The organism is Actinomyces ruminicola, from assembly GCF_900103885.1.
GTDB classification, from domain to species: Bacteria; Actinomycetota; Actinomycetes; order Actinomycetales; family Actinomycetaceae; genus Actinomyces; species Actinomyces ruminicola.
In genome coordinates, this window is record NZ_FNIM01000007.1 from 101,944 (window position 1) to 126,178 (window position 24,235).

The window sequence follows — 24,235 nt, forward strand, 5'->3', positions numbered from 1 at the left end:
CCCTGCACCCATGGCGTTCGCGATTCCCGACGATCTCGCCCCCGAGGTCTACCCGCTGGCCTGGCTGGTGGGCACCTGGCGCGGCTACGGCATCCTCACCTACGGGGAGACGGTCCCCGAGCAGGCCGTCTACCAGGAGATGGTCTTCGACCACGACGGCGGCCCCTACCTGCGGCAGACCACCACCATCTGGACCGTGGACGCCACCCGCAGCCAGGACCTCGACTTCGAGATGCCCGGGCTGGAGGGTGCCTCCCGCCTGACCCCCGCTCAGATCTGGTCCACCGAGACCACCTTCTGGCGCCCCGTAGGCCAGGAGAAGCCCGCCAACGACGGTGGAGGGGACGACGGCGCCGCGGGCCCGGCCTCGAAGACGCCCATCACCTCCCTGGAGCTGGTGTCCACGGACCCCGCCGGGCACGTCGGCGTCTGGGAGGGATGGATTCAGGGGCCGCGCGCCCAGGTCGGCACCCAGGCCGTGGGACGTACCCGCACGGCCGCCGACGTCACCGAGATGACCCGCATGTTCGGGCTTGTGGGCGGGGAGCTCATGTGGACCCAGGACATGGCCGCCTTCGGCCAGGAGGAGCCGCAGTCCTACGCCTCCGGGCGCTTGGGCCGCGTGGAGGCCGAGGACGACGCCGACCCCGGGGCGGCCCTGCGCGAGGCCATCGCCGCCGATGAGGCCGCCCGCAAGGCAGCAGCCGGCACGGCGGCCCCCTCAACGGACGCCACCGCCTGATGCGTCCCAGCCCCCTGCTCGCCCGCGCCGACGCCGTCGCCAACCCCGCCGGCGACCTGGACGCAGCCGTTCCGGCCCGCTACGACGACCCCCTGCGCGAGCAGAACGCGCTGACCGGCGGCCGTGCCGCCTGCGCGCTCGCCCGCGACGTCGTGGCCGTGACCGGCCCCGACCGGCTCAGCTGGCTGACTACCCTCTCCAGTCAGCAGCTGACCTCCCTTACTCCCGGCGACGGCGGCGTGGAGGCGCTGCTGCTGGACGCTCAGGGGCGCATCACCCACGCCCTGGCCTGCGTCGACGACGGCGAGGTCCTGCTGCTGGTCACGGAGGCCGGTCGTGGGGCGGCGCTGGCCGAGTTCCTGGAGTCGATGCGCTTCATGCTGCGCGTAGAGGTGGCCGTGCGCGAGGACGTGGCCGTGCTGGCCGCGCTGGGCGAGGGCTGTGCGGCTCTGGAGGAGGCCGCCCGGGCAGCGGGCGCCCACGTGGCCACCTGGCGCGACCCCTGGCCGGGCGTGGTCGAGGGCGGCACCAGCTACGACGTCGGGCTGGGGCGGGAGCACCCGGGCGCGGGCTACCGGGCCGCATGGGTGCTGGTGGACGCCGAGGCCGTGGGGGAGGTAGCGCAGGCGTTCCTGTCTGGCAGCGACAAGGCGGACCGCGCCGCGTCCGGTGCCGGCGGCGTCGTGGCGGGCGTATCCGGGCGGAGCCCGGCGGGAACGCTCGCCTGGGAGGCCCTGCGCGTGGAGGCCGGGCGGCCGCGGTGGGGGCGCGAGGTGGATGCGCGCACGATCCCGCACGAGCTGGACTGGCTGCGCACCGCCGTGCACCTGCACAAGGGCTGCTACCCGGGTCAGGAGACCATTGCGCGCACCCTCAACCTGGGGCGTCCGCCGCGCCGCCTGACGATTCTGCAACTGGACGGCTTCACCGGGCAGCTGCCGACGCCGGGTGCGGTTGTGCGCCTGGGGGAGCGGGCTGTTGGCGCGGTGACCTCCGTGGCCCGGCACGTCGACTACGGGCCGATGGCGCTGGCGCTGCTGCGCCGGGGCGTGCCCGTGGATGCCCCGCTGACCGTGGACGTCGCGGAGGCGGATGCCGCGGAGGGTGCGGCTGCGACGACTGGGGCTGCGGGCGCGGAACCGATTGCGGTTTCCCGGGTGGACGCCGCTCAGGAGCCACTGGTGTCCCCCGAGGGCCGGGCGCAGGCCAGCCCCGCCGAGCGCCCCGGAGCCGGGCTGGGCCGCGTCTCCCTGTGCCGAGATCGGTAGCTATAACCGCCGAGATCGGTAGAAGTTACGTGCCGAGTTCGGTAGGTATGGCTGCAGCTGGTGGGGCGCACCGCCGGGCTCAACAGGGGCAGGCCCCGGTGTGCTCTCAGACGGTCCAGACAGCGGCAGGCGATCCAAGATGTCATGGCTTGTGGCGTCGGGCGCAGTCGCGTGGTGGACGGGGCGGCCGGGTGCGCCTTCCCGGTGGGATGATGGGTGCGTGAGTGCGCGTGCTTGTTCTTGGGCTGTGCCGATCCTTATGGCGGGCGTCGGCGCTGTCTACGTGTCCCGCCGCCTGCGCCCGCGCGGCGATGACGCCGAGCCCCTGCCCGGTGACGAGATCCTGCCCGGTGCGGACGTCATCGAGACTCACGAGACGGTGCTGGAGGCGCCTGCGCCCACGGTCTGGCCCTGGCTGGCCCAGATGGGCTATGGGCGTGGCGGCTTCTACAGCTTCGATGTGCTTGAGCGGTTGGCCGGAGTGGGCATTTCCAATGCGGATGCGATCAACCCGGCGTGGCAGAACCTCGTCGAGGGCGATTCGGTGCGCCTGGCCGAGGAGGTCGCCCTGGTGGTTGCGCGTGCGGAGCCGGATCGGTGCCTGGTCCTGTCGTCCGAGGGCGGCTGTGCGCCTGCTGAGGCTGGTATGGATTTCGACTTCACCTGGGCATTCGTCCTCACCCCGGAGGAGCCGGGCTCCTGCCGCCTGACGGTGCGCGAGCGGTACGCGCCCCACACGCCGGCCGCGCGCCGAATGGTGTGGGCCGCCCGCCCGGTGGCCCGGCTCATGACCCACGGCATGCTTCACGGTCTGCGGCGTCGCGTCCGGCGCTGAGGACGAGGGCCGACGACGACCACCGGTGTGCCGGGTCAGAGTACGTCCCGGCGCAGCCCGGCGCGCAGTCGGGCGACGGCGTGCCGAGTGGCGCCCAGCCCGACCCCCGCCCAGGCGAGCGCGACCAGCAGGTCGCGGGCCAGCAGCGGCCCGACGGCGTCGGCCCCCGCATCAAGGGCCGTCACCGTGCCGCTCATGGGCAGGAGGGTGCCGAGCGCGCGCAGCCATGCCGGGCACAGCGACAGTGGCACAATCACGCCGGTCAGCAGCGGCAGGAAGGTGGAGACAATGGTCGCGCCCAGGTAGGGGTCGGGCAGGTCGACGCCGATACCCGCCGCGCCGACCCCCAGCAGCAGCCCGCAGACGACGGCGATAGGCGCCAGGGCCACGACCCGCCCGAGCATGGCGGCGTCGTGGGCGGGGGAGAGGACGAATACCGCGCCGATCGCGGCTGCGCCGGTGGCTGCCGCCAGCAGCGCGGGCACGGCGGCGACCGCCAACCAGTAGGCCGGGTCCGCACGGCGACGCGTGTGCACCTCCTGGAAGACGCCCAGGTTGCGGTCGGTGGCGGCGGTGCCTACTACCCCGGCGCACACGGAGCTCGCCAGGGCCACCAGCGCGGCGGCGTAGCCGGTGCGCACCAGGTCGGGAGCGGACAGGTCCGCACCCAGCAGCACGTCGTAGGCGATGCTCAGCAGCGGCAGCACCAGCAGCGTCACTACGGCCGTGCCTAAGGTGGCGAAGGCAGTTGATGACGCCCACGTCACGCGCACCCCCGAGGCCAGGCGCCGGATGAACAGCCCCATCAGATCACTTCCAGGGTGCCAGCGCGCGTGGCCAGCCACAGCGCCCGCCGCCCCAGCACTGCGGCCAGGCCCAGCCAGGCGGCCACGCACACCAGCCAGCCGACCGCGTCCATGGCGCTTACGGCGCGCCCCAGCAGCAGGTCGAAGGGTGCGGACAGGGGCAGGAACCGGCTGATTCCGGCCAGCCAGGCGGGCGGCGAGGCGGCGGTGAACAGGATGCCGGAGGCGATGAACGCCGGCACCAGCAGCAGCTCCTCGTAGGCAATCGCGTTGGGCGTGAGCACGAACAGGGCCGCGATCACGAGGCTCAGCGCCAGGCAGCCCGCGAGCAGCGCGCCGGCGGCCAGGACCATGCGGCCTGCCCCCATCCACCCGGGGACGGTGAAGTCCACCGACCCGGAGGCTACTGCCCAGGTACACCATGCCACCGGCAGCGCCGCCAGGCCGAAGGAGGCGGCGGCGCAGACGACGGCCGCCAGCGACCGCAGGGCCCCGATCGGCGCCATTACCAGGTGCGCGAGGGTGCCCTTGTGCCGCTCGAAGCCGATGATGCCGGCGGCGCAGGTGGCCGTGGTCCACATGCCGATGACCCCGCCGCGCACCCAACCCTGGGTGGGGGTGATCCCGCCCCAGGCGCGGGCGGCGAGGAACTGCACCAGCGTGGTGACGATCGTGGTGAAGACCATGAGCTGAATGAAGTAGGGGACGGACACGAACTGGCGCACGTGGAAGGCCGTCATGCGCAGCTGCCGGATCATCGCGCGAGCCTGTCCGCCAGGGCCAGGTAGGCCTCCTCCAACGACGCCGGGCGGGTGACCAGATCCGCGGGCGCCTGCGTCCCAATCTCGGCCAGGGCCGCGGCCAGGGCGGCGTCGCGGGCCTCCCGATCCGCGCGTGAGTCGTCCACGGCCCAGTAGACGGTTACCGCCCAGCGGCCGGACGCGGGCCGCTGCGCGACGACGGCACCATCCCCCAGTTGCTCTTGCAACCGGGCGGCGGCATCCGCGTGGCGGGCTGGCAGGGTGAAGCCGCTGATCATGCCGATGCCCGCGTACGCGGCGAGGTCGCGGACCGTGCCGCGGGTGACGATCCGCCCCGCCCCGATCACGCTGATCAGGTCGGCGAGTTCCTCCACTTCCGGCATGGAGTGGGAGGTCAGCAGCACCTCGGTGCCGTCTGCGGCAAGTTCCCGGATCAGGTCGCGTACCTGCAGGGCGACGTCCGGGTCGAGTCCCGTGGTCGGCTCATTCAGCAGGAGCAGCGGGGGAGAACCGAGCAGGGCGCGCGCCAGGTGCAGGCGCTGCAGCATGCCGCGGGAGAACGCTCCGGCCTTGCGGGTGGCCACGTCGGCCAGGCCCATGCGCTCCAGCGCCGTATCCACGGCTTGTCTGCGCCGGCGCCGACTCAGCCCCTGCAGGTCGGCGAAGAACAGCAGGTTGTCCCGGGCGCTGGCGCGCGGGTAGAAGCCGAGCTCACCGCCGAGCACCAGCCCCACGCGGGCGCGCGCCGCCTCAGGGTGGCGGACGGCGTCAATGCCGTCCACCTGGATCTGGCCGACGGTGGGAGTCAGCAGGGTGGCGCACATGCGCACGGTGGTGGTCTTGCCCGCCCCATTGGGGCCGAGCAGCGCATGTACCTGGCCAGGTTCGACGCTCAGGGAGAGGTCGTCCACGGCGACGAACCCCTCCTTGCCGAAGGTGCGCCTCAGGCCGGTGGCCGCTAGAACCGGGGTAGTGCCGGCAGTTTGCGTTGATAACACGCGGAAACTATGACATGAGCCGAGCCTGGCTAGACCGACGGGTCCACGGCGCTGCCGGGATCGACAGAGGTGAGCGTGAGGGCGCTTCCGGTCACCTTGCACACCGGAGCTGTCAGGACAAACTTGTGCGATCAGGGTTTTTCGTTGGAATTACGGGGAAACGGTGGGGATGCCAGAAGTCGGTGGCATGCCTCCCGTGTGCAATGAGGGCTCCGGCGCACACGGGAGCCCCTCAGAGATTCAAGGTGAGTGTGCAAAAGCGCGGAATTGTGCGGTTTTCGGAAAATGTCCCGAAGCTCCGGTGTGCAACGTGCGGTTGCGCACCCGTACGGCTCTGCCGGAGGCTGCCCGATGGGGCATCGAAGCAATACGTAGGTCGTTATAGGGGCACAGCGGGTACGAACCTCCACCCGCCCTACCGCGTACATGATTAACCTCATAGAGTCGGCGCAATGCTGCCTGTACTCCCTGAGGAGGAGCCATGAAGATCCTGCACTCACAGTTCACCGCCAAGCCCGGACTCGAGGACGAGGTCGCCCAGATGATCCGCGACTACGGTGAGAAGGTCCGCACCGAGCCCGGCAACCGCGTCTTCGACGTCTACCGCCACAGCGACGACCCCGCGAAGTTCTTCGTGATGGAGGCCTACGTGGATGAGGACGCCTTCCAGATCCACCTGGGCATGCCCTACGGCGACCCCTTCAACGCCCGCCTGGAGGAGCGCATCGAGGAGCCGCACTCGGTGCTGACCTTCCTGGACCAGATCGGCTGAGGCCGCCCGCATCGCCCGCGCCGCCCAGGCGGGCCGGCCCGTCAATCAGCGCCCTCTGGCTGCGCGTGTCCGCGGTGGCCTGTTGCTGGTAGTGGTCGAGTGTGGAGACGTCGGGGGTTGCGCTCCTTGTAGGCGGCGATGAGCGTGGCCAGGGCGACGGACTCCGACGCTGAGGTCCACCAGGACGACACCTCGGCTGAGCCGGTGAGGGCTGGAGGGAGTGGAGGAGCCCACGGGGGATGACGCTCGCGGCGCCGCGGGGCGGCGGCTACAGTGGATTCGTGGACATTCTGGTGCTAATCGCCTACTACCTCGCGCAGGCCGTCTTCTGGATCTGGCGGCTGGCGCAGCTCACCGCTGTGGTGCTGGGCGCGTGGGCGCTGATCGACACGCTGACGCACGACGCCGCGCACTTCGTCGCGGCCGGCAAGCGCACCAAGGGCTTCTGGCTGGGCGCCAACGCCGCCGGCATCGCGGTGGTGCTGCTCATGGGCGCCAACTCCATGCTGGGTCTGCTCGGCGTGGTTGCCAACTCCGTCTACCTGGCCGACGTCCGCCCCGCCCTGAAGTACTACTCGCCGGTGCGGGTGCGCTCGAACATCCGCTTCCCGGGTAACGGTGGCTCTCGGGGCGGTTCTTCGCGTGGACCCGGCCCGCGCGACTGGACTCCCGGCCGCTGATGCGCGCCGTTCTGCAACGCGTGCGCCGGGCGGCGGTGCGCGTGGACGGCGAGGTGGTCGGCGCTATTGATCGCCCCGGGCTGCTGGCGCTGGTCGGTGTCACTCACGACGACGGCCCCGCGCAGGTGGCCACGGTGGCCCGCAAGATTGCCGAGCTGCGACTGTTCGACGGCCCCGGCGACGACGGCGATGCGCCGGGCCGGGAGGTGTCGGTGTCCGACCTGGGGGCGCCGGTGCTGGTCATCTCCCAGTTCACCCTGTACGCCGACGTGCGCAAGGGGCGCCGCCCCTCCTGGAACGGTGCGGCCCCGGGCACGGTGGCCGAGCCCCTGGTGGAGGCCGTGGTGGAGGAGCTGCGCGGACGCGGCCTGGAGGTGTCCACCGGCTGCTTCGGCGCCCAGATGGACATCGACGCCGAGCTCGACGGCCCGGTCACCATACTCGTCGAGGCCTGATGGCGGCCCCGGAGTCGGAGTCGCCCGCTGCCGCAGGAACGCACCTGCTGGCCGCGCTCATGCCGCCGTCGGTGCGCGTCGCCGAGGCGAACCACGACGTTGACGCCCCACTGCTGCCGCCGGAGGCGGCCCACATCTCGGGGGCCTCGGCGCGCCGCCGCGCCGAGTTCGCCACGGTGCGCTACCTGGCCGGGCGGGCGCTGGCCGAGCTGGGGCTGGCCCGCCCCGTCATGGTGCCGGGGCCGATGGGGGAACCCGCTTGGCCCGACGGCGTGGTCGGCTCCCTGACCCACTGCCTCGGTTACCGGGCGGCGGCGGTCGCCCGCGCGCGCGAGGTAACCGCGCTCGGCATCGATGCCGAGCCGAGTCGGCCACTTGCGCGCGGCGTGCTGGAGCGGATCGCCTCTCCTGCGGAGCGGGAGAACGTCTGCGCGCTGGCCGAGGCGCTGCCGGGCGTGGCCGGGGACCGGTTGTTGTTCAGCATCAAGGAAGCGGTGTACAAGGCGTGGTTCCCTCGCGCCCGCAAGTCGCTGCGCTTCGCAGACGCCGAGGTTGACATCCGGCCCGACGGCGCCTTCATGGTGAGGCTGGCCATGGGACCCGATGGCTGCGCAGAACTGACCGGTCGCTGGGCTGCGGGCGGCGACCTCCTGGCGAGCGCCGTCGTAATGAAGGCCTCGGTGTAATCGGATTCACTGTTGGACGAGCAAAGGGTCGTCTATGTTGGGTCATCCCGCGAGCTGTTGGGCGTGAGTTGCTGTGCGTGCTCAAGGGCTCCCCAATACGTCAGGGCGCCCATGTCGCAGTGGGTCTGGTTGCTTGCGGATCCTGGTGTTACCCTTGAAATTGCGCGGAATTATGTGTGCGCCGAGTTCAAGGAGGAACCGGTATGTCTACGTCCGTATTCTCTCAAGTGCAGCACCCGGAGTTATTCGAGCCCACCCGGGTGGGCAGCATCGAGGTCAAGAACCACTACGCCATGGGGCCGATGGGGCCCCTGGGCTTCTCCACCGCGGAGGGCGGCTGGAACCAGCGGGCGATCGAGTTCTACGCCACGCGGGCGCGCGGCGGGATCGGCCTGATCATCACCGGCGTCTGCCAGGTGACCAACCCGGCCGACGGCGTCCCGCCGGGACTGATCCCGAACCCGACCCTCTCGCCAGGACTCTTCCTCACCACTAGCCGAGACCTGACCGAGCGCGTCCACGCATACGACGCGAAGATCGTGCTGCAGGTCGGGGCGGGCTTCGGGCGCGTGATCATTCCCGGGGTGCTCGGCGGCCGCAGGCCGGTAGCCCCATCGGAGATCCCCTACCGCTGGGACCCCTCCATCACCTGCCGGGAGATGACGGTGGAGGAGATCCAGGGGATCGTCGCGCAGTTCCGCATCGCCGGGATGGTGGCGCGCGAGGCCGGATTCGACGGCATCCAAGTGCACGCCGTGCACGAGGGCTACCTGCTCGACCAGTTCGCCATCTCATACTTCAACCACCGCACCGACGCTTACGGCGGCTCGCTGGGCAACCGGCTGCGCTTCGCGCGCGAGGTGGTCGAGGCCATTCACGAGTCCGCCGGCGCCGACTTCCCCGTCCAGCTGCGCTTCTCCCCGAAGTCCATGATCAAGGACTTCGGCGTGGGCGCCATGCCCGGTGAGACCTTCGACGAGATGGGACGGGACATGGACGAGGGCATCGAGGCCGCCCGCCTGCTCGTGTCCTACGGGTACGAGGCGCTCGACGTCGACGTCGGCTCCTACGACTCCTGGTACTGGAGCCACCCGCCGATGTACCAGGCCAAGGGCCTGTACGTTCCCTACGCGCGCCAGTTGCACGAGGCCTGCCCCGAGATCCCGCTGATCGTGGCCGGGCGCATGGACGATCCGGAGCTGGCCGCCGCGGCCACGGCCGACGGCACGGCCACGCTGGTCTCGCTGGCCCGCCCCACCCTCGCGGACCCGGAGATCGTCAACAAGCTCCAGCGGGGCAGGCGCGACCTGGTCCGGCCCTGCATCTCCTGCCAGGAGGGCTGTATCGGCCGCATTGAGAAGTACTCGTCGCTGCGCTGCGCGGTCAATCCGCTGGCTGCCCGGGAGCTCGAGCGCCCCCTGCCGCAGGCGACCGACCGCACTCGCATGCGCGTGCTGATCGTCGGCGGCGGCGTGGCCGGCATGGAGGCGGCCCGCGTGCTCGCCGAGCGCGGCCACCTCCCGGTGCTCCACGAGGCCTCCGAACGCCTCGGAGGCGTGGTCATCGCCGGCGGCCAGCCCTCGTTCAAGGAGGACGACCTCGCCCTGATCGCCTGGTACGAGCGGCAGTTGGCGGAGCTCGGGGTCGAGGTGCACCTGGGCTCCCGGGTCGACGCCGAGCTGATCCGCCGCTCCGGAGCCGACCACGTGCTCATCGCCACCGGCTCCACCCCGCGGCTACTCGACCTCGGTGAGGGCGTGCCCGTGGTGGAGGCCACCGACGCCCTGCTCGATCAGGACTCCCTCGGCGAGCGGGTGGTCATCGTCGGCGGTGGTACCAGCGGCTGCGAGCTGGCCATCTCCCTGCGCGAGCGCGGCATCGAGGTCACCATCGTGGAGGCGCTGGCCGACGTGCTGAAGAAGAACGCGCCCACGTGCATGGCCAACCATGCGATGCTGCACGACCTGGTCGCCTACCGCGGTGTCGAGGTGCTCGCCGGCGTCCGCGCCGAGCACGTCACCGACGCCGGCCTGCTGGTGAGCGTCGACGGCGAGGAGCGGCTGGTCCCGGCGCAGACGGTGGTCACCGCGATCGGCTACAAGCCGCGCCATGAGCTGGAGGCCGAGGTCAAGGCCGCCGGCATCCCGTACCACGTCATCGGCGATGCGCGCCGGTGCGCAAACATCATGTACGCGATCTGGGACGGCTTCGAGGTCGCCAGTCAGCTGGCCAAGTAGCGTCCCGCGGCGAAGGCAACGGCGTCGGCGGGTGATGCCCGGATGGGTGCCGTCCCGTCGGCCCGGTTGCCACAATGGAGCCATGATGCGAATAGAAGCGGTACGCGGAGACATCACCACCCAGGAGGTGGACGCCGTCGTCAACGCGGCCAACTCCGGGCTGCTCGGGGGCGGCGGGGTCGACGGCGCCATCCACCGCGCCGCCGGGCCGCGCCTGCTCCAGGCCTGCCGCGAGCTGCGCGCCACGAGCCTGCCCAGTGGCCTGCCGGTGGGGGAGGCCGTGGCCACGCCCGGCTTCGACCTGCCCGCCCGCTGGGTCATCCACACCGTCGGCCCCAACCGGCACGCCGGCCAGACCGACCCCGCCCTGCTGCGCGCCGCCTTCCGCTCCAGCCTGGAGCTGGCGCAGGAGCTCGGCTGCCGCAGCGTGGCGGTGCCGGCGATCTCCGCCGGCGTGTACGGCTGGGACGCCGAGTCCGTCGCCCGGGCCGCGGTGGCCGATGCCCGCGCCCTGGCGGCCCGGGCGGACACCGCCAGCGGCGTCGAGGTGTGCGGCACCGACGTCGTCGACGCCGCCGCGGCGCAGCCGGGCGGGCTGGAACTGGTGCGCTTCGTGCTCTTCTCCGAGCGGCTGCTGCGCGCCTTCCGGGTGGCCCTGGACGCCTGAGCGGCCTGGACGGCGTCGGCGTCATGCGTCGTCCGCATGTGCCTGGACGCCACTTATTCCTGAGTCGGGTTGACTCAACCCTGCTCACGCCCACTGCGAACAGGGGCATGACCGCCTCGCCCTCCCCGTTAGCCTTATCAGCGCGTGCCCCGCGTTTTCCTCCCGGTCTAACCTCCGGGCCCGGGTAACGCGACCACCAACCGCACGTGCCGAGGAGCAATCAGCGATGTTCGAACGCTTTACCGACCGCGCCCGCCGCGTCGTCGTCCTGGCCCAGGACGAGGCCCGCGCGCTCAACCACAACTACATCGGCACCGAACACCTCCTTCTGGGCCTCATCCACGAAGGCGAGGGGGTCGCCGCCAAGGCGCTGGAGTCGATGGACATCTCCCTGGACGCCGTGCGCGCCCAGGTCGTGGAGATCATCGGCGAGGGGCAGTCGGCCCCCTCCGGTCACATCCCCTTCACGCCGCGCGCCAAGAAGGTGCTGGAGCTGTCCCTGCGCGAGGCGCTGCAGCTGGGCCACAACTACATCGGCACCGAGCACATCCTGCTCGGCCTGCTGCGCGAGGGCGAGGGCGTGGCCGCCCAGGTGCTGACCAAGCTCGGCGCCGACCTGTCCACCGTCCGCCAGACCGTCATGCAGATGCTCTCCGGGTACGAGGGCAAGGAGACGGTCACCGCCGGCGGCTCCAACAAGGAGGGCACGCCGTCGGGCTCGGCCATCCTGGACCAGTTCGGCCGCAACCTCACCGCCGCCGCGCGCGAGGGCAAGCTGGACCCGGTCATCGGCCGCCACAAGGAGATGGAGCGCGTCATGCAGATCCTCTCCCGGCGCACCAAGAACAACCCCGTCCTCATCGGTGAGCCCGGCGTCGGCAAGACCGCCGTCGTCGAGGGGCTCAGTCAGGCGATCGTCCACGGGGACGTGCCCGAGACCCTGCGGGACAAGCAGCTGTACTCCCTGGACATGGGCTCGCTCGTGGCCGGGTCCCGCTACCGCGGTGACTTCGAGGAGCGCCTGAAGAAGGTCCTCAAGGAGGTGCGCACCCGCGGCGACATCATCCTGTTCATAGACGAGATCCACACGCTCGTCGGTGCCGGTGCCGCCGAGGGCGCCGTCGACGCCGCCAGCATCCTCAAGCCGATGCTGGCCCGCGGCGAGCTGCAGACCATCGGCGCCACCACCCTGGAGGAGTACCGCAAGATCGAGAAGGACGCAGCCCTGGAGCGGCGCTTCCAGCCGGTCACCGTCGAGCAGCCCTCCATCCAGGAGACCATCGACATCCTCGGCGGCCTGCGCGACCGCTACGAGGCCTTCCACCGCGTGGTCATCACCGACGACGCCATCGAGGCGGCCGCCAAGCTGGCCGACCGCTACATCAACGACCGCTTCCTGCCCGACAAGGCCATCGACCTGATCGATGAGGCGGGCGCGCGCCTGCGCATCCGCCGCATGACCGCCCCGCCGGAGCTGCGGGAGATCGACGACCAGATCGCCGCCGTCAAGCGGGAGAAGGAGTCGGCCATCGACGATCAGGACTTCGAGCGGGCCGCCTCCCTGCGCGACGACGAGCGCCGCCTCGGCGAGGAGCGCGCCGCCAAGGAGAAGGCCTGGAAGTCCGGCGACCTCGACCAGGTGGCCGAGGTCGACGAGAACCTGGTGGCCGAGGTGCTGGCCATGTCCACCGGCATCCCGGTGGTCAAGCTCACCGAGACCGAGTCCGCCAAGCTCCTGGGCATGGAGGCCGAGCTGCACAAGCGCATCATCGGACAGGACAAGGCCATCGAGGCGCTGTCCAAGTCGATCCGGCGCACCCGCGCCGGGCTGAAGGACCCCAAGCGCCCCGGCGGCTCGTTCATCTTCGCCGGCCCCACCGGCGTGGGCAAGACCGAGCTGGCCAAGGCGCTGGCGGAGTTCCTCTTCGACGACGAGGACGCCCTGATCCAGCTCGACATGTCCGAGTTCGCCGAGAAGCACACCGTCTCGCGGCTGTTCGGCGCGCCCCCCGGCTACGTCGGCTATGACGAGGGCGGGCAGCTCACCGAGAAGGTGCGTCGGCGTCCCTTCTCCGTGGTGCTGTTCGACGAGGTGGAGAAGGCCCACCCGGACATCTTCAACTCGCTGCTGCAGATCCTGGAGGACGGTCACCTCACCGACGCCCAGGGGCGTGTGGTCGACTTCAAGAACACCGTCATCATCATGACCACCAACCTCGGGTCCAAGGACATCGGCAAGTCCGTGGCCACGGGCTTCCAGTCCACCGAGGGCGGCACCATGGACTACGAGGAGATGAAGGCCCACGTCAACCGCGAGCTCAAGCAGCAGTTCCGGCCCGAGTTCCTCAACCGCGTGGACGACCTCATCGTCTTCCCGCAGCTGACCAGGGCCGAGGTCCGCCAGATCGTCGACCTGATGATCAACCGCCTGGCCGCCCGCCTGGCCGAGCAGGAGATGAGCATCGAGCTGACCGATGCCGCCAAGGCGCTGCTCGCCGAGCGCGGCTTCGACCCGGTGCTCGGCGCCCGGCCGCTGCGCCGCGCCATCCAGCGCGACATTGAGGACGCCCTGAGCGAGAAGATCCTCTTCGGGGAGATCGAGCGGGGCCAGAAGGTCCTGGTCGACGCCGAGGGCGAGGGCATCCTGGGCGAGTTCACCTTCCGCGGCGTGCCGCGGCAGGAGGCGGAGGACGCCGTGCGCGAGGCGGAGGAGATCGCCTCTGCCGCCGCCGAGCCGGCGCAGTGAGTGGCTTCCGGGTTCGCCGCAGCGGCGGCAGTGCCCATGGGTGAGCCGTCGCGCTGACCTGCCCCAACCAGATGGCGGGGGCCGTCCCAATCGGGACGGCCCCCGCCATCGGCGTGTATCCGCCGAGCACGCCCCCTCGGGCGGCGTCCTCAAGGCCTGCCCGGCCCCTCGGGGGGCGAGCAGGGGGCGTGCTTCCGGCGTGGGCGTCTGGTGGCGCTCGTCATGGACGGACTGTGAAATTGATGTGACCTTAGTGGTATTCCCTAGTTTTGGATTCTTTCCGGCGTGCTCTCGGTTAGTGTGTACGACGTTAACGGAACGCAAGTACGTGTCCGCGTGCGTGTCAACATGCTTGCAACCCAGTATCTACGTCTTTGTTGTCTTGCCCACCGAGGAAATGCCTCTCATGACTGCGAACGTGCCTGTTGCTGCCCGGCAAGCGCCTCCGCTTCCCGGGTGGATCAGACCCCTGACCGGCCCCGATGAGCCCCCTTTGGGGAGAAAGACCACTTGGGTTCTCGAGACCCTACTTCTGGCCATGTCCCCCGCGATCCTCCTGGGGGTGTCCTACCCGCTGGTCATGAGCCGGATGGCTGGGCATGACGTCGGCGGCGTGCCGGTGGCCTCGCTGATCATCAGCGTTGCCGTGGGTGTCCCGTGGCTGAGCCAGGTCACCTGCGGCCCGGTATACCGGCTCATGGGGTCGGTAACTGACGTCGCGCCTCAGGAGCGCGTCCGTCACTTCATCCGATTGTGGCCCGCGGTGCTGGCCTTCTCCATCCCCCCGGTCCTCCTCGTCACCGCGCTGGTGGCGGTGACCACGCACTGGCCCGCTCAGACGATTGCAGCGCACTTCCTGCTGCTGCTGGAGAACATGGTCTTCGCACAGTCCCTCATGGTGGCCGACTTGCTGCGACGGCGGCGCCACTGGGCGCTGGGCTGGGCCGCCTACGCCGTCTCGGTCCTGGCGCTCCCGACGGCCTGGTACCTGCCCCCGCTGCTGGCCACCCTCACCCAGGTCCTGCCGATGCGCTCGGCCCTGGCAGAGCTGCGCCACCCGCTTCCAGTCAGCCCCGGACAGTACGTGGTCGACATGTTCCGCGGTCTCATTCTCGGCGGCGTGCTGTGGGCGGACAAGCTCTTGCTCTTCCTCACTCTGGGCGTCGAGTGGCGCATTGCCCTGGCCTACCTGTGCCTGCAGCCCGCAGTGCTCGGCTACAGCTTCTACTTCGCAGTCGCCACGCCCAGGGTGACGGGGGCGCTTTCGGACTTCCATCGGGGGCTGGACTCGGTGAGCGCTGACTCTTTGCGCGACCGCAGCCGCTATCTCACCAGGCTGCTGAACCGGGCGCTGGTGCGCGCCGGGCTGGTGGAGGCCCTCGGCGTGATAGCCGTGGTGGCTGTCATGGTCGCCTTCGATCTGTCCTCCCTGCCCGAGGTCCTGGCGGTCTCTTTGGGATCTGCGCTGCTGGCGGTCCTGACTCTGCTCGCTTACGAGATCGACCATGCCGGGGATCCCGCCTTGGCGCTGTTCCTGTCCGGGGCTCACCTGCTGACGGCGTTGGCGGTGTTCATCCTGGTCGGTGGGCTGGCCGCCTCCTTCGCGGCGACCGCAATCGTCGACCTCGTCTTGATCGCCATCTCGGTGGGCGTTTACCGGGCGCGGTGGTCTTCACCCGAGTACTCCTTCTTCTGGCGAAAGGCTTTGTCATGGTGAGCAACATTCAGGACCAGGAGGTTATGGGCGCCGGTGACGCAGCCGAGGTCCTCCCCGACGGCGTTCCCGCAGACGGGCGCTACGAGGATGTCGACGTCGCCATCGTCATGGAATCGACCTACCCCTATCTCAAGGGCGGGGTTTCCGCCGTCGTCCATGACACCATCACCGGCAACCCCGACCTCACCTTCGGAATCATTCACATCACCTGGGACCACAACTGCCCGCGCACCGACCTGTACGGCATGCCGGGCAACGTGCGCTGGGTGAAGGTCGTCTACCTGTCCATGACCGACCACCCCGAGTTCACCGCCACCCGCCCCTCCGACCTGCGCATGAACCACCGCGAGCGGCTCGTGCTGGCGCACCGGCTGGTCGACGCCCTCCAGGCGCTGGCCGCAGGCGACGGCGAACCCGTGTGGAGGCTGATCGCGGAGGGCATGGCGGAGTCGACGCGCCGCTACCCCCTGTGGGCGCTGCTCGGCTCCGCCGAGTTCATGGAGACCTATCGCGACCGCATGCCCACCCTGGGGATGTCGTTGAGCGAGCTGTTCTGGTGCCTGCGCGACTTCTTCTCCCTGGCGTACGCCGTGTTGGGACAGACGATGCCCCGGGCGCGCGTGTACCACGCTCACACCACCGGATACGCCTCCTTGCTGGCGGCCAACGCGGCCCGTGAGAATCGCGGCTCCTTCCTGCTGACCGAGCACAACCTGTACGTGCGCGACACCATCAACACCCTGCTCGGACGGCGCATGGACAAGCCGGTCACCGTCCAGGACTACCGGACCTTCGACGTCGGCGGTCGCGAGCGCATGTGGATGGCCTGGTGGATTGAAATGGGCCGCCTGTGCTACCCGAAGGCCTACGCCACCACCTATCTGTATCCCAACGCCGTAGTCGAGGCGCGGGCGCTGGGCCTGGAGCAGGAAACGGTGCGCGTGATCCCCAACGGGATCGTCATCAACGAGTTCGACGACGTCTACGCCAAGCGGCAGGCCGCCACTCGCGCCCTGCGCGCGAAGGGCGCCGGCTCCCACGTGTGGCGACTCGTTTACATCGCCAGGGTGGTGCCGATCAAGGGGCTGCTCGACCTGATCGAGTCCATGCGGATCCTGCGCGAACGCGGCCTGCGCTTCCACCTGGACGTGTGCGGCCCCACCGAGCACATGCCCGAGTACTACCAGCGCTGCGTGGCCCGAATCGCTGAACTCGGCCTGGAAGACCAAATCACCGTGCGCGGCACCATCGACGTCCGCCGGCACCTGGACGAGTGGGACCTGTTCCTGCTGCCGTCCTACAACGAGGGCCTGCCCGTGGTGTCGCTGGAGACCATGGGGGCGGGCATCCCCACCGTGTCCACCGACGTCGGCGCGCTGCGCCTCGTCGTCGTCGACGACATTACCGCTGCCGACGGGAGCGTTCTGGACCCGAGCGGATTCATCATCTCCCCGGGAGACCCGGCGCTGATGGCGGACCGGGTCCAGCAGGTCGTGAGCGATATGGACCTGTTCGAGCACATGAGCCGGTCCGCCCGGGCCCGCGCCGAGGCCGCCTTCAACCTGATCCAGGTCAATGCTGCCTACCACGAGCTGTACCTGGAGGGCGGAGTCGGCCGCCCCGCCGTGAGCCCCTCCGGCAACCGGCGCCAGGCGGGTGAGGCCCCGCCGCTCCCGCGTTCCGGCAGGGCCCGTCACCGGGCTCCGAGGCGATCTCCGTTCGCCGCCCGCGGCCGCGCGCTCAGGGACCGGCTGACGTTCCGGTGACGGCCACGGCAGCGGGAGTCGGCGCCTGGATCCGCTATGGCGGGCCGCTGCAGGACGGCGAGATCGAGTGGGCGGCGCGCCACTACCGCACCGCCGTCCTGCAGCCGTGGGAGACCGAGGCGGCCGCCCGTCTGAAGGACGCCCGCCCCGACATGACCGTGCTGGCATACCGCTGCCTGTCATCGGTGCGGGACTTTGAGCCGCCCGAACGCCGCGCCTCAGGGGTCGGCTGGCGGGAGGCCCGGGCGCGCGGCTGGATCGCGTGCCGCGCCGGCGAGCCGGTGGAGTGGTCCTCCTACTCGGGGCACTTCCAGGCCCGCGTGTGGGATGCCGACTACCGTTCTACCTGGGCCCAGCGGGTTGCCGAGTCGGTCGAGGGCACCGCTTTTGACGGGGTGATGGCGGACAACGACGTCTTTGAGGACTACTACGGTCTGGACCTGCCCGCCATTGCCGCCACCGATCCGCGCGCCCCGGCCGATGCCGCGGGGCTTCGCACGGCCCTCGGCGCTCTGGTTGAGGGTGCGGGGCAGGCACTGGCCGACCGCGGCCGCCTGCTGGTCCCCAATATCGCCGAGGCGAGGCGTGAGCCCGGCCGCTGGAAGCGCCACGCGGCGTGGGGCGGTGGCTTCGATGAGTGCTGGCTGGGCTGGGGCGACGCTGCCATGTTCGACGCGAATACGGCGGCCGCCCAGGCATCCCAACTGCACGGCCCGGGGTTGGGGCTGCTGCGCACTCCGTCTGGGGGACGCGGATCGGACTACGACGGCTCCCGCCGGGGGGTGTACGGGTTGGCGATGTTCTGGATCATCGGGGGCGGAGACCCGCACCTGTCCTACACGGCCACCGGTCATGACGACTACTCGCGCACGCCTTGGTTCCCCGCCATGGACGCCGACCTCGGCCGACCGCGCGGGCCGGTGCGCAAATCCGGGCGGGTGTGGCGGCGCCGCTTCGAGGGCGGCGTCGCGGCGGCCATTCCCGACGGGGCGGTCGGCGGCACGGTGACCCTGCCCGAGGGGGCGGTGCGGCCGGGCCCGCAGGGGCGTCCCGATGGCGAGCCGTTGCCACGCCGCCTACGGCTGCGCCCCCACGAGGGCGTCGTCGCCCTGACCCCCTGACCTCGCGAGATCGGTAGTAGTTACGTGCCGAGATCGGTTGAAGTTACGTGCCGAGATCGGTAGTAGTGACGTGCCGAGATCGGTTGAAGTGACGTGCCGAGATCGGTAGTAGTTACGTGCCGAGATCGGTTGAAGTAACCGGCTCTTCGTGTTTGAGGGCGTGCCAAGCGCCGGGTTCTGTGGTGGCTGGTTCATCTGGTGCCTGTGGGTGTGCAGGTTGGCGTGGAGGGGCTTGGCGTAGACGGGCTTGCTGCTGCAGCGCCTCCGCCGCACCGGTTTGAGCCGCATTCCCCTGTTTGGACAGTCTGAAGGCGCCTTCCATGCGGTCCAAACCGGCGTAGGTGATCCAACCGGGGTAGGTGTCCCGAGCCGGGCCGAGGCGGAGCGCGCGGTCGCCTTGCGACTAGGGCATGCCGCCGGACTGGGACATCCATCCAAACCCGCAGGCCCTGCGCATCCGGGAACCTGACGAACCAGTGAAGGCGCCCCCCAACACCACCAGGCGCTACACCAAGAGACCTGGCCCCTGCCGCAGCACGTGAGTTCTACCGAGTTCGGCACGTGACTTCTACCGATCTCGGTGGGAGGGAGGGGCGGAGGGGGTGGGCTGGGACGAGGGTCCCGGAGCTCCGGACCACCCCCGGATTTGTCCTTACAAATACCTGTTTTCTGGCGGCACGGCGCTTGAAAGTGGCGTTAGGACTGAAGTCACATTAGAGTGTGCGCTGTCAATGCGCGCGGGCGCACAGCTCACCAGAACCAGAGAGAGGCGAAGATGCCCAAGTACGTATACCGCTTCAGCGAGGGAGACAAGGACCAGAAGGACCTCCTGGGCGGTAAAGGGGCCAACCTCGCCGAGATGACCCGACTCGGCCTGCCGGTGCCGCCCGGCTTCACCATCACCACCGACGCGTGCCGCGCCTACCTGCGTGACGGCGTCGTCCCCGACGAGCTCGCCGTGCAGGTGACCACCGCCCTGCGGCAGGTGGAGGAGGAGCTCGGCCGCCAGCTGGGCGACGCCGAGGACCCGCTGCTCGTCTCCGTGCGCTCGGGCGCCAAGTTCTCGATGCCCGGCATGATGGAGACGGTCCTGAACATCGGCCTGAACGATGCCTCAGTGCAGGGCCTGGCCGCCGCCTCCGGCGACGAGCGCTTCGCCTGGGACTCCTACCGTCGCCTGATCCAGATGTTCGGCAAGACCGTACTCGACGTCGACGGCGATCACTTCTCCGACGCCCTGGACGCCAAGAAGGCCGAGCGCGGGGTCAAGCTCGACTACGAGCTGGACGTGGACGCGCTGAAGGAACTGGTCGAGGAGTACAAGGCGATCGTCGCCGCCCACGCCGGCATCGACTTCCCCCAGGACCCGCGCGCCCAGCTGGACATGGCCACCGAGGCCGTCTTCCGCTCCTGGAACACCGAGCGCGCCCACATCTACCGGCGCCGCGAGAAGATCCCGCACGACCTGGGCACCGCCGTCAACGTGTGCACCATGGTGTTCGGCAACATGGGGGAGACCTCCGGCACCGGCGTGTGCTTCACCCGCGACCCCTCCACCGGCCGCTCCGGCGTGTACGGCGACTACCTGGTCAACGCCCAGGGGGAGGACGTCGTCGCCGGCATCCGCAACACCCTGTCCCTGGCCGACCTCGAGCGCCTGGACCAGACCAGCTACGACGAGCTGCGCGCCGCCATGCGCCGCCTGGAGACCCACTACCGGGACCTGTGCGACATCGAGTTCACCATCGAGCGCGGCAAGCTCTGGCTGCTGCAGACCCGCGTCGGCAAGCGCACCGCCGCGGCCGCCTTCCGCGTGGCCACCCAGCTGGTGGACGAGAAGCTGATCACCATGGACGAGGCCCTCACCCGCGTCACCGGGGACCAGCTCAACCAGCTGATGTTCCCGCAGTTCGGGGACGACTCCGGCCGGGACCTGATCACCCGCGCCATGCCCGCCTCACCGGGCGCCGCCGTCGGTCACATCGCCTTCGACAACGCCGAGGCCATCGCCCGTGCCGAGGCCGGCGAGTCCGTCATCCTGGTGCGCCGCGAGACCAACCCCGACGACCTGCCCGGCATGGTCGCCGCCGTCGGCGTGCTCACCGCCCGTGGTGGGAAGACCTCCCATGCCGCCGTCGTCGCCCGCGGCATGGGCAAGACCTGCGTATGCGGTGCCGAGGCCCTCGAGGTCGACGCCGCCTCCCGCACCGTGCGCGTGGCCGGTCGGGAGGCGCCGCTGACCAGCGACGACGTCATCGCCATCGACGGAACCACCGGCGAGGTGTTCCTCGGGGAGGTGGCCGTGGTCGACTCCCCGGTGATGACTTACCTGCGCCGCGGCCTGCAGGCCGCCCTCGACGCCGCCGGCGACGACGACTCCCGCGAACTGGTCACCAGCGTGGACCGCATCATGAGCCGTGCCGACGAGGTGCGCCGCCTGCAGGTGCGCGCCAACGCCGACACCCCCGACGACGCCCGCCACGCCATCCACCGCGGCGCCCAGGGCGTGGGCCTGTGCCGCACCGAGCACATGTTCCTCGGCGAGCGCAAGCAGTACGTGCAGAACCTCATCCTCGCCGCCGACGACGCCGAGCGTGAGGCCGCCCTGGCGGCCCTGCTGCCGCTGCAGAAGGGCGACTTCGTGCAGATGCTTCAGACGATGGACGGCAAGCCCATGACGGTGCGCCTGATCGACCCGCCCCTGCACGAGTTCCTGCCCGACCTGACCGAGCTGAGCGTGAAGGTCGCCGTCGCGGGCGAGCGTGGCACCCTGGACCCGGCGGACGAGCAGCTGCTGAGCGTGGTGCGCCGCAACCACGAGGCCAACCCGATGCTCGGTCTGCGCGGCGTGCGGTTGCTGCTGACCATGCCCGGCCTGATCGAGTTGCAGGTGCGGGCCATCGCCGAGGCCGCCGTCGAGCGGCTCAAGGTGGGCGGCGACCCCCGGCCGGAGGTGATGATCCCGCTGATCGGCTCCGTGCGGGAGTTGCAGCTGGCGCGGGAGCGCGCCGAGGCGGTGCTGGCGGAGGTCTCCGCCGAGTCCGGCTTCGAGCTTGACTTCCCGATCGGCTGCATGATCGAGCTGCCGCGCGCGGCCGTCACCTCCGCGCACATCGCCGAGGAGGCGGACTTCTTCTCCTTCGGCACCAACGACCTGACCCAGACCACCTGGGGCTTCTCCCGCGACGACGTGGAGGCATCCTTCGTGGGCCGCTACATCGAGGCGGGCATCTTCGGCACCTCACCGTTCGAGTCCATCGATGTGGACGGCGTGGGAGGCATGGTGCGGCTGGGCGTCGACGGCGGCCGGTCGACCAAGCCGGGCATGAAGATGGGCGTGTGTGGCGAGCACGGCGGCGACCCCGACTCCATCGCCTTCTTCCACCGGGCCGGCCTGGACTACGTGTCCTGCTCGCCCTTCCGCGTCCCGGTGGCGCGCCTGGAGGCCGGCCGGGCCGCGGTGCTGGCGCCGACGGAGTGATACCGGCGGGGTACTGCTCGGCCGGTGCGCCGGCGGTGCGCCCCGCCGGGCGTCGTCTGCTGCGAGCCTTTGCGTCCTGAGCCGAGCCTTTGCACCCTGGTGTACGGGGAATCCCCGTACACCAGGGTGCAAAACGTCGTAGTAGGAGGCATTCGCTCACGCTACGGGCCGTTCAGACCAGCCGCGGCCGACGGAACTTGTCCCAGTTCTGGATCAACAGTGAGGCCGAGACCACGCTCATGACAATCGGGACCATGTTGCTGCCGGGGTCTGCCAGCAGCAGCCGCTGTGGGGCGGTGAGCAGGTCGGCTGCGAGCACGGCGGCCAGGGCCACGTTCGCCATGACGGCGCCGGGGCCCACCCGCCACCGCAGCAGTGAGCCGAAGTAACCGCAGTCGGTCCTGATGCCGCGTGCGAGTACGCCGGCCGATGCGCCGGCCAGAGCCAGCAACAGGATTGCGGCGATGGTTTCGGTGATGGGAAGGCGTCCGCCCAGCATCAGGCAGCCGGCGAAGAACATCTCGACCGCGGGTAGCGCCACCGCCACATTCCGGGCGGAACGCTCGGGCACTATGCGGTAGCCGACAACATCCGCAACCTGTTGATCGCGCGGTGCGGCGAGCTTGGCATAGGCGCTCACAGCCAACAGCAGGCCGATCAGGATCCGACCCGCTGCAAGCGTCAGGGCAACAGTGGAGAGCAAGGGACTCACGCTCCTTTTGCGGTCCGTCATGCTCGTGCGCCGAGTAGTCGTACGCGAAGAGAAGTTGTGACGGTGGTCATAGGGTAGGCGTGGCTCGGGCGCAGGTCAATGGTCCGATGAGACTCGTCTCGGGTGCCCGCGAAAGTAGCGGATCGTGGTGGGCATGGGGAGCAGACTGTCGGCTCTTCCGGTTTGTTGGGGGTGTGGTGTCCGGTGTGCGTGTGTGGGTCGAGTGCTGCTCTGCTCATCTGCGGGCACGCCTGCGGGCGGAGGTCGTCGCTGCCGCACGTCCCGGAAAAGTGATGCTCCTATGGTTGTCAAGTGGTTAGGGGTGGGTGTTGAGCCATTGGCGGTAGTTGTTGGTCAGGGTGGTGTCGTGGTGGAGTCCGCGTTCTAGTCGGCTGATTAGGGGTGGGTGGGTGCCCGGGTGGTTGGCGGCTTGGGTCAGGGTCAGTGAACTGCACCGGGTTTGATGGAGGCAGTGAACGCACGGAAGGATCACTGCCGGGAGTGCTCAGAGGAAGTATCCCGAGGAGCTGCGGGAGCGGGCCACCAGGATGGCTGTGGAGGCCCGCCGGGACCCCGAGCGGTCCAAGGGGGCGATCCGCAGGATCGCCGAGGAGCTGGGCGTCCACCCCGAGGCGCTGCGCACCTGGGTCAAGAAGGCCGAGATCGACGCAGGCGCCAGGCCCGGGACCACCACATCCGATGCCGAGCGGATCAGGCGGCTGGAGAAGGAAGTACGCGAGCTGCGGCGGGCGAACGCCATCTTGAGGAGCGCGTCGGCTTTCTTCGCGGCCGGTGCCCGCACCGCCCGTCCCGCTGATCTGCGAGTACATCGACTCCCACACAGGGAGGAGTTCGGGGCCTGTGCCGATCTGCCAGGCGCTGGCCAGCGCCGATGTCAAGATCGCCCCGAGCACCACTTGCGCAGCCAGGACCCGGCCCCCCAGTGCCAGGGGGGTGCGCGACCAGGCTCTGAAGGCCGAAATCAGCAGAGTTCATGAGAAGGACTACTGCGTGCTGGGAGCCCGCAAGATGCACGCCATGCTGAACCGGCCTGAGGCCTCTGCCCAGCACGGGCTGGGGCATGCGGGGCCGCTGTACCGTGGAGCGTCTGATGCGGGACATGGGCCTGCACGGTATTCGCCGCGCCAAGTCACCGCGTACCACGCGCAGCGCTCCTAAGGAGCAGTGCCCCGCAGACCTGGTCAAGAGGCACTTCAGCGCGTTCAGGCCCAACGAGCTGTGGGTCGCTGACATCACCTACGTACGAACCATGAGCGGCTGGGTGTATGTGGCTTTCGTCACTGACGTGTACTCCCGTCGGATCGTCGGGTGGCAGACGTCAACGAGCTTGTACACCGATCTGGCGCTGGACGCCTTGAAGATGGGTATCTGGCAGCGCCAGCGCGAAGGCGCTGACCTGAAGGGGCTGATTCATCACTCCGACCGGGGTGTCCAGTACCGGGCAATCCGCTACGGGCAGGCCCCCTCCGACTGTGATGCGGTGGCCTCGGTGGGCTCCAAGGGCGATTCCTACGACAACGCTCTGGCCGAGGCCCTGAACTCCCTGTACAAAGCAGAGCTCATCCGCAACCACAAGTATTTGGATGAGCACGGCCCCTGGCAGGGCATCGACGATGTCGAGCTCGCTACCGCCGAGTGGGTGCACTGGTTCAACACCGTCCGGCCTCACTCCGCCATCGACATGCACGCCCCCGTTCAGCACGAGCAGACCTGCACCCCACCACAAGAAGACACCAACACCATCACCGACATCATCGACAACGC

General features: G+C 69.9%; 18 protein-coding genes and 1 pseudogene. 15 read left to right on the top strand and 4 right to left on the bottom strand.

The features are described from left to right. Nucleotides 1-10 precede the first annotated feature (10 nt). The 3 genes from BLR49_RS07385 (at nt 11) to BLR49_RS07395 (ending at nt 2,845) form a co-directional block, all read left to right on the top strand. On the top strand, nt 11-742 hold the full coding sequence (locus tag BLR49_RS07385; protein ID WP_092535736.1) for a heme-binding beta-barrel domain-containing protein: 732 nt from the start codon (nt 11-13) through the stop codon (nt 740-742). Further along, nucleotides 742-2,010: a CAF17-like 4Fe-4S cluster assembly/insertion protein YgfZ gene (gene ygfZ, locus BLR49_RS07390; RefSeq protein ID WP_092535739.1), complete on the top strand. Its 1,269-nt coding sequence runs from the start codon at nt 742-744 to the stop codon at nt 2,008-2,010. The genes BLR49_RS07385 and ygfZ overlap by 1 nt, the downstream gene beginning before the upstream one ends. A 247-nt stretch (nt 2,011-2,257) precedes the next feature. Continuing rightward, nucleotides 2,258-2,845 (top strand): SRPBCC family protein, encoded by a 588-nt coding sequence (locus BLR49_RS07395; protein WP_245690539.1) that lies wholly within the window; start codon nt 2,258-2,260, stop codon nt 2,843-2,845. 35 nt (nt 2,846-2,880) lie between these two features. Here the strand turns inward: BLR49_RS07395 and BLR49_RS07400 are convergent, their stop codons facing one another. From BLR49_RS07400 to BLR49_RS07410, 3 genes are read right to left on the bottom strand one after another with little or no spacing between them, the layout of a single operon-like run. Further along, nucleotides 2,881-3,651: an ABC transporter gene (locus BLR49_RS07400; RefSeq protein ID WP_092535742.1), complete on the bottom strand. Its 771-nt coding sequence runs from the start codon at nt 3,649-3,651 to the stop codon at nt 2,881-2,883. Then, a complete protein-coding gene (locus BLR49_RS07405) occupies nt 3,651-4,409 on the bottom strand; it encodes an ABC transporter permease (RefSeq protein WP_176765810.1) in 759 nt (252 codons plus the stop codon). Before BLR49_RS07405 ends, BLR49_RS07400 begins: the two co-directional genes overlap by 1 nt. Next, nucleotides 4,406-5,410, bottom strand: a complete 1,005-nt coding sequence (locus BLR49_RS07410) for an ABC transporter ATP-binding protein (RefSeq protein WP_092535745.1) — start codon at nt 5,408-5,410, stop codon at nt 4,406-4,408. Before BLR49_RS07410 ends, BLR49_RS07405 begins: the two co-directional genes overlap by 4 nt. 481 nt (nt 5,411-5,891) lie before the next feature. Between BLR49_RS07410 and BLR49_RS07415 the strand changes: the two genes are divergently transcribed. The 11 genes from BLR49_RS07415 to ppdK all read left to right on the top strand — a co-directional run bounded on the left by BLR49_RS07415 (nt 5,892) and on the right by ppdK (nt 21,738). Continuing rightward, a complete protein-coding gene (locus tag BLR49_RS07415; protein WP_092535748.1) occupies nt 5,892-6,182 on the top strand; it encodes a putative quinol monooxygenase in 291 nt (96 codons plus the stop codon). Between the two features lie 281 nt (nt 6,183-6,463). Next, nucleotides 6,464-6,862, top strand: a complete 399-nt coding sequence (locus tag BLR49_RS07420; RefSeq protein WP_092535846.1) for a DUF2516 family protein — start codon at nt 6,464-6,466, stop codon at nt 6,860-6,862. Further along, nucleotides 6,862-7,317 carry a D-aminoacyl-tRNA deacylase gene (gene dtd / locus BLR49_RS07425; protein ID WP_092535751.1) on the top strand — a complete coding sequence of 152 codons (456 nt, stop codon included), beginning with the start codon at nt 6,862-6,864 and terminating at the stop codon, nt 7,315-7,317. The genes BLR49_RS07420 and dtd overlap by 1 nt, the downstream gene beginning before the upstream one ends. Beyond that, on the top strand, nt 7,317-8,003 hold the full coding sequence (locus BLR49_RS07430; protein ID WP_245690540.1) for a 4'-phosphopantetheinyl transferase family protein: 687 nt from the start codon (nt 7,317-7,319) through the stop codon (nt 8,001-8,003). Before dtd ends, BLR49_RS07430 begins: the two co-directional genes overlap by 1 nt. Before the next feature lie 203 nt (nt 8,004-8,206). Then, the gene (locus tag BLR49_RS07435; protein ID WP_092535754.1) at nt 8,207-10,240 is read left to right on the top strand and encodes an oxidoreductase; all 2,034 of its coding nucleotides are present in this window, start codon (nt 8,207-8,209) and stop codon (nt 10,238-10,240) included. A gap of 85 nt (nt 10,241-10,325) precedes the next feature. Further along, nucleotides 10,326-10,907, top strand: a complete 582-nt coding sequence (locus BLR49_RS07440; protein WP_092535852.1) for an O-acetyl-ADP-ribose deacetylase — start codon at nt 10,326-10,328, stop codon at nt 10,905-10,907. 226 nt (nt 10,908-11,133) lie between these two features. Continuing rightward, nucleotides 11,134-13,653, top strand: coding sequence for an ATP-dependent Clp protease ATP-binding subunit (locus tag BLR49_RS07445; RefSeq protein ID WP_092535757.1), 2,520 nt, complete (start codon nt 11,134-11,136; stop codon nt 13,651-13,653). 538 nt (nt 13,654-14,191) lie between these two features. Then, a complete protein-coding gene (locus BLR49_RS07450; RefSeq protein ID WP_143013726.1) occupies nt 14,192-15,370 on the top strand; it encodes a hypothetical protein in 1,179 nt (392 codons plus the stop codon). After that, entirely contained in the window at nt 15,364-17,136 is a 1,773-nt protein-coding gene (pelF, locus tag BLR49_RS07455) for a GT4 family glycosyltransferase PelF (protein WP_092535762.1), read from the top strand. The genes BLR49_RS07450 and pelF overlap by 7 nt, the downstream gene beginning before the upstream one ends. After that, nucleotides 17,133-18,257 carry a putative glycoside hydrolase gene (locus tag BLR49_RS07460; RefSeq protein ID WP_092535765.1) on the top strand — a complete coding sequence of 375 codons (1,125 nt, stop codon included), beginning with the start codon at nt 17,133-17,135 and terminating at the stop codon, nt 18,255-18,257. Before pelF ends, BLR49_RS07460 begins: the two co-directional genes overlap by 4 nt. 775 nt (nt 18,258-19,032) lie before the next feature. Further along, a complete protein-coding gene (gene ppdK / locus BLR49_RS07465; protein ID WP_092535768.1) occupies nt 19,033-21,738 on the top strand; it encodes a pyruvate, phosphate dikinase in 2,706 nt (901 codons plus the stop codon). A 172-nt stretch (nt 21,739-21,910) separates the two neighbouring features. On the opposite strand, the gene BLR49_RS07470 is transcribed toward ppdK, so the two are convergent. Then, the gene (locus BLR49_RS07470; protein ID WP_176765811.1) at nt 21,911-22,450 is read right to left on the bottom strand and encodes a MauE/DoxX family redox-associated membrane protein; all 540 of its coding nucleotides are present in this window, start codon (nt 22,448-22,450) and stop codon (nt 21,911-21,913) included. A 548-nt stretch (nt 22,451-22,998) separates the two neighbouring features. Here BLR49_RS07470 and BLR49_RS13960 point away from each other — a divergent pair. Continuing rightward, nucleotides 22,999-24,176: pseudogene (locus BLR49_RS13960) on the top strand (IS3 family transposase); the annotation flags it as partial. Nucleotides 24,177-24,235: the final 59 nt, after the last annotated feature.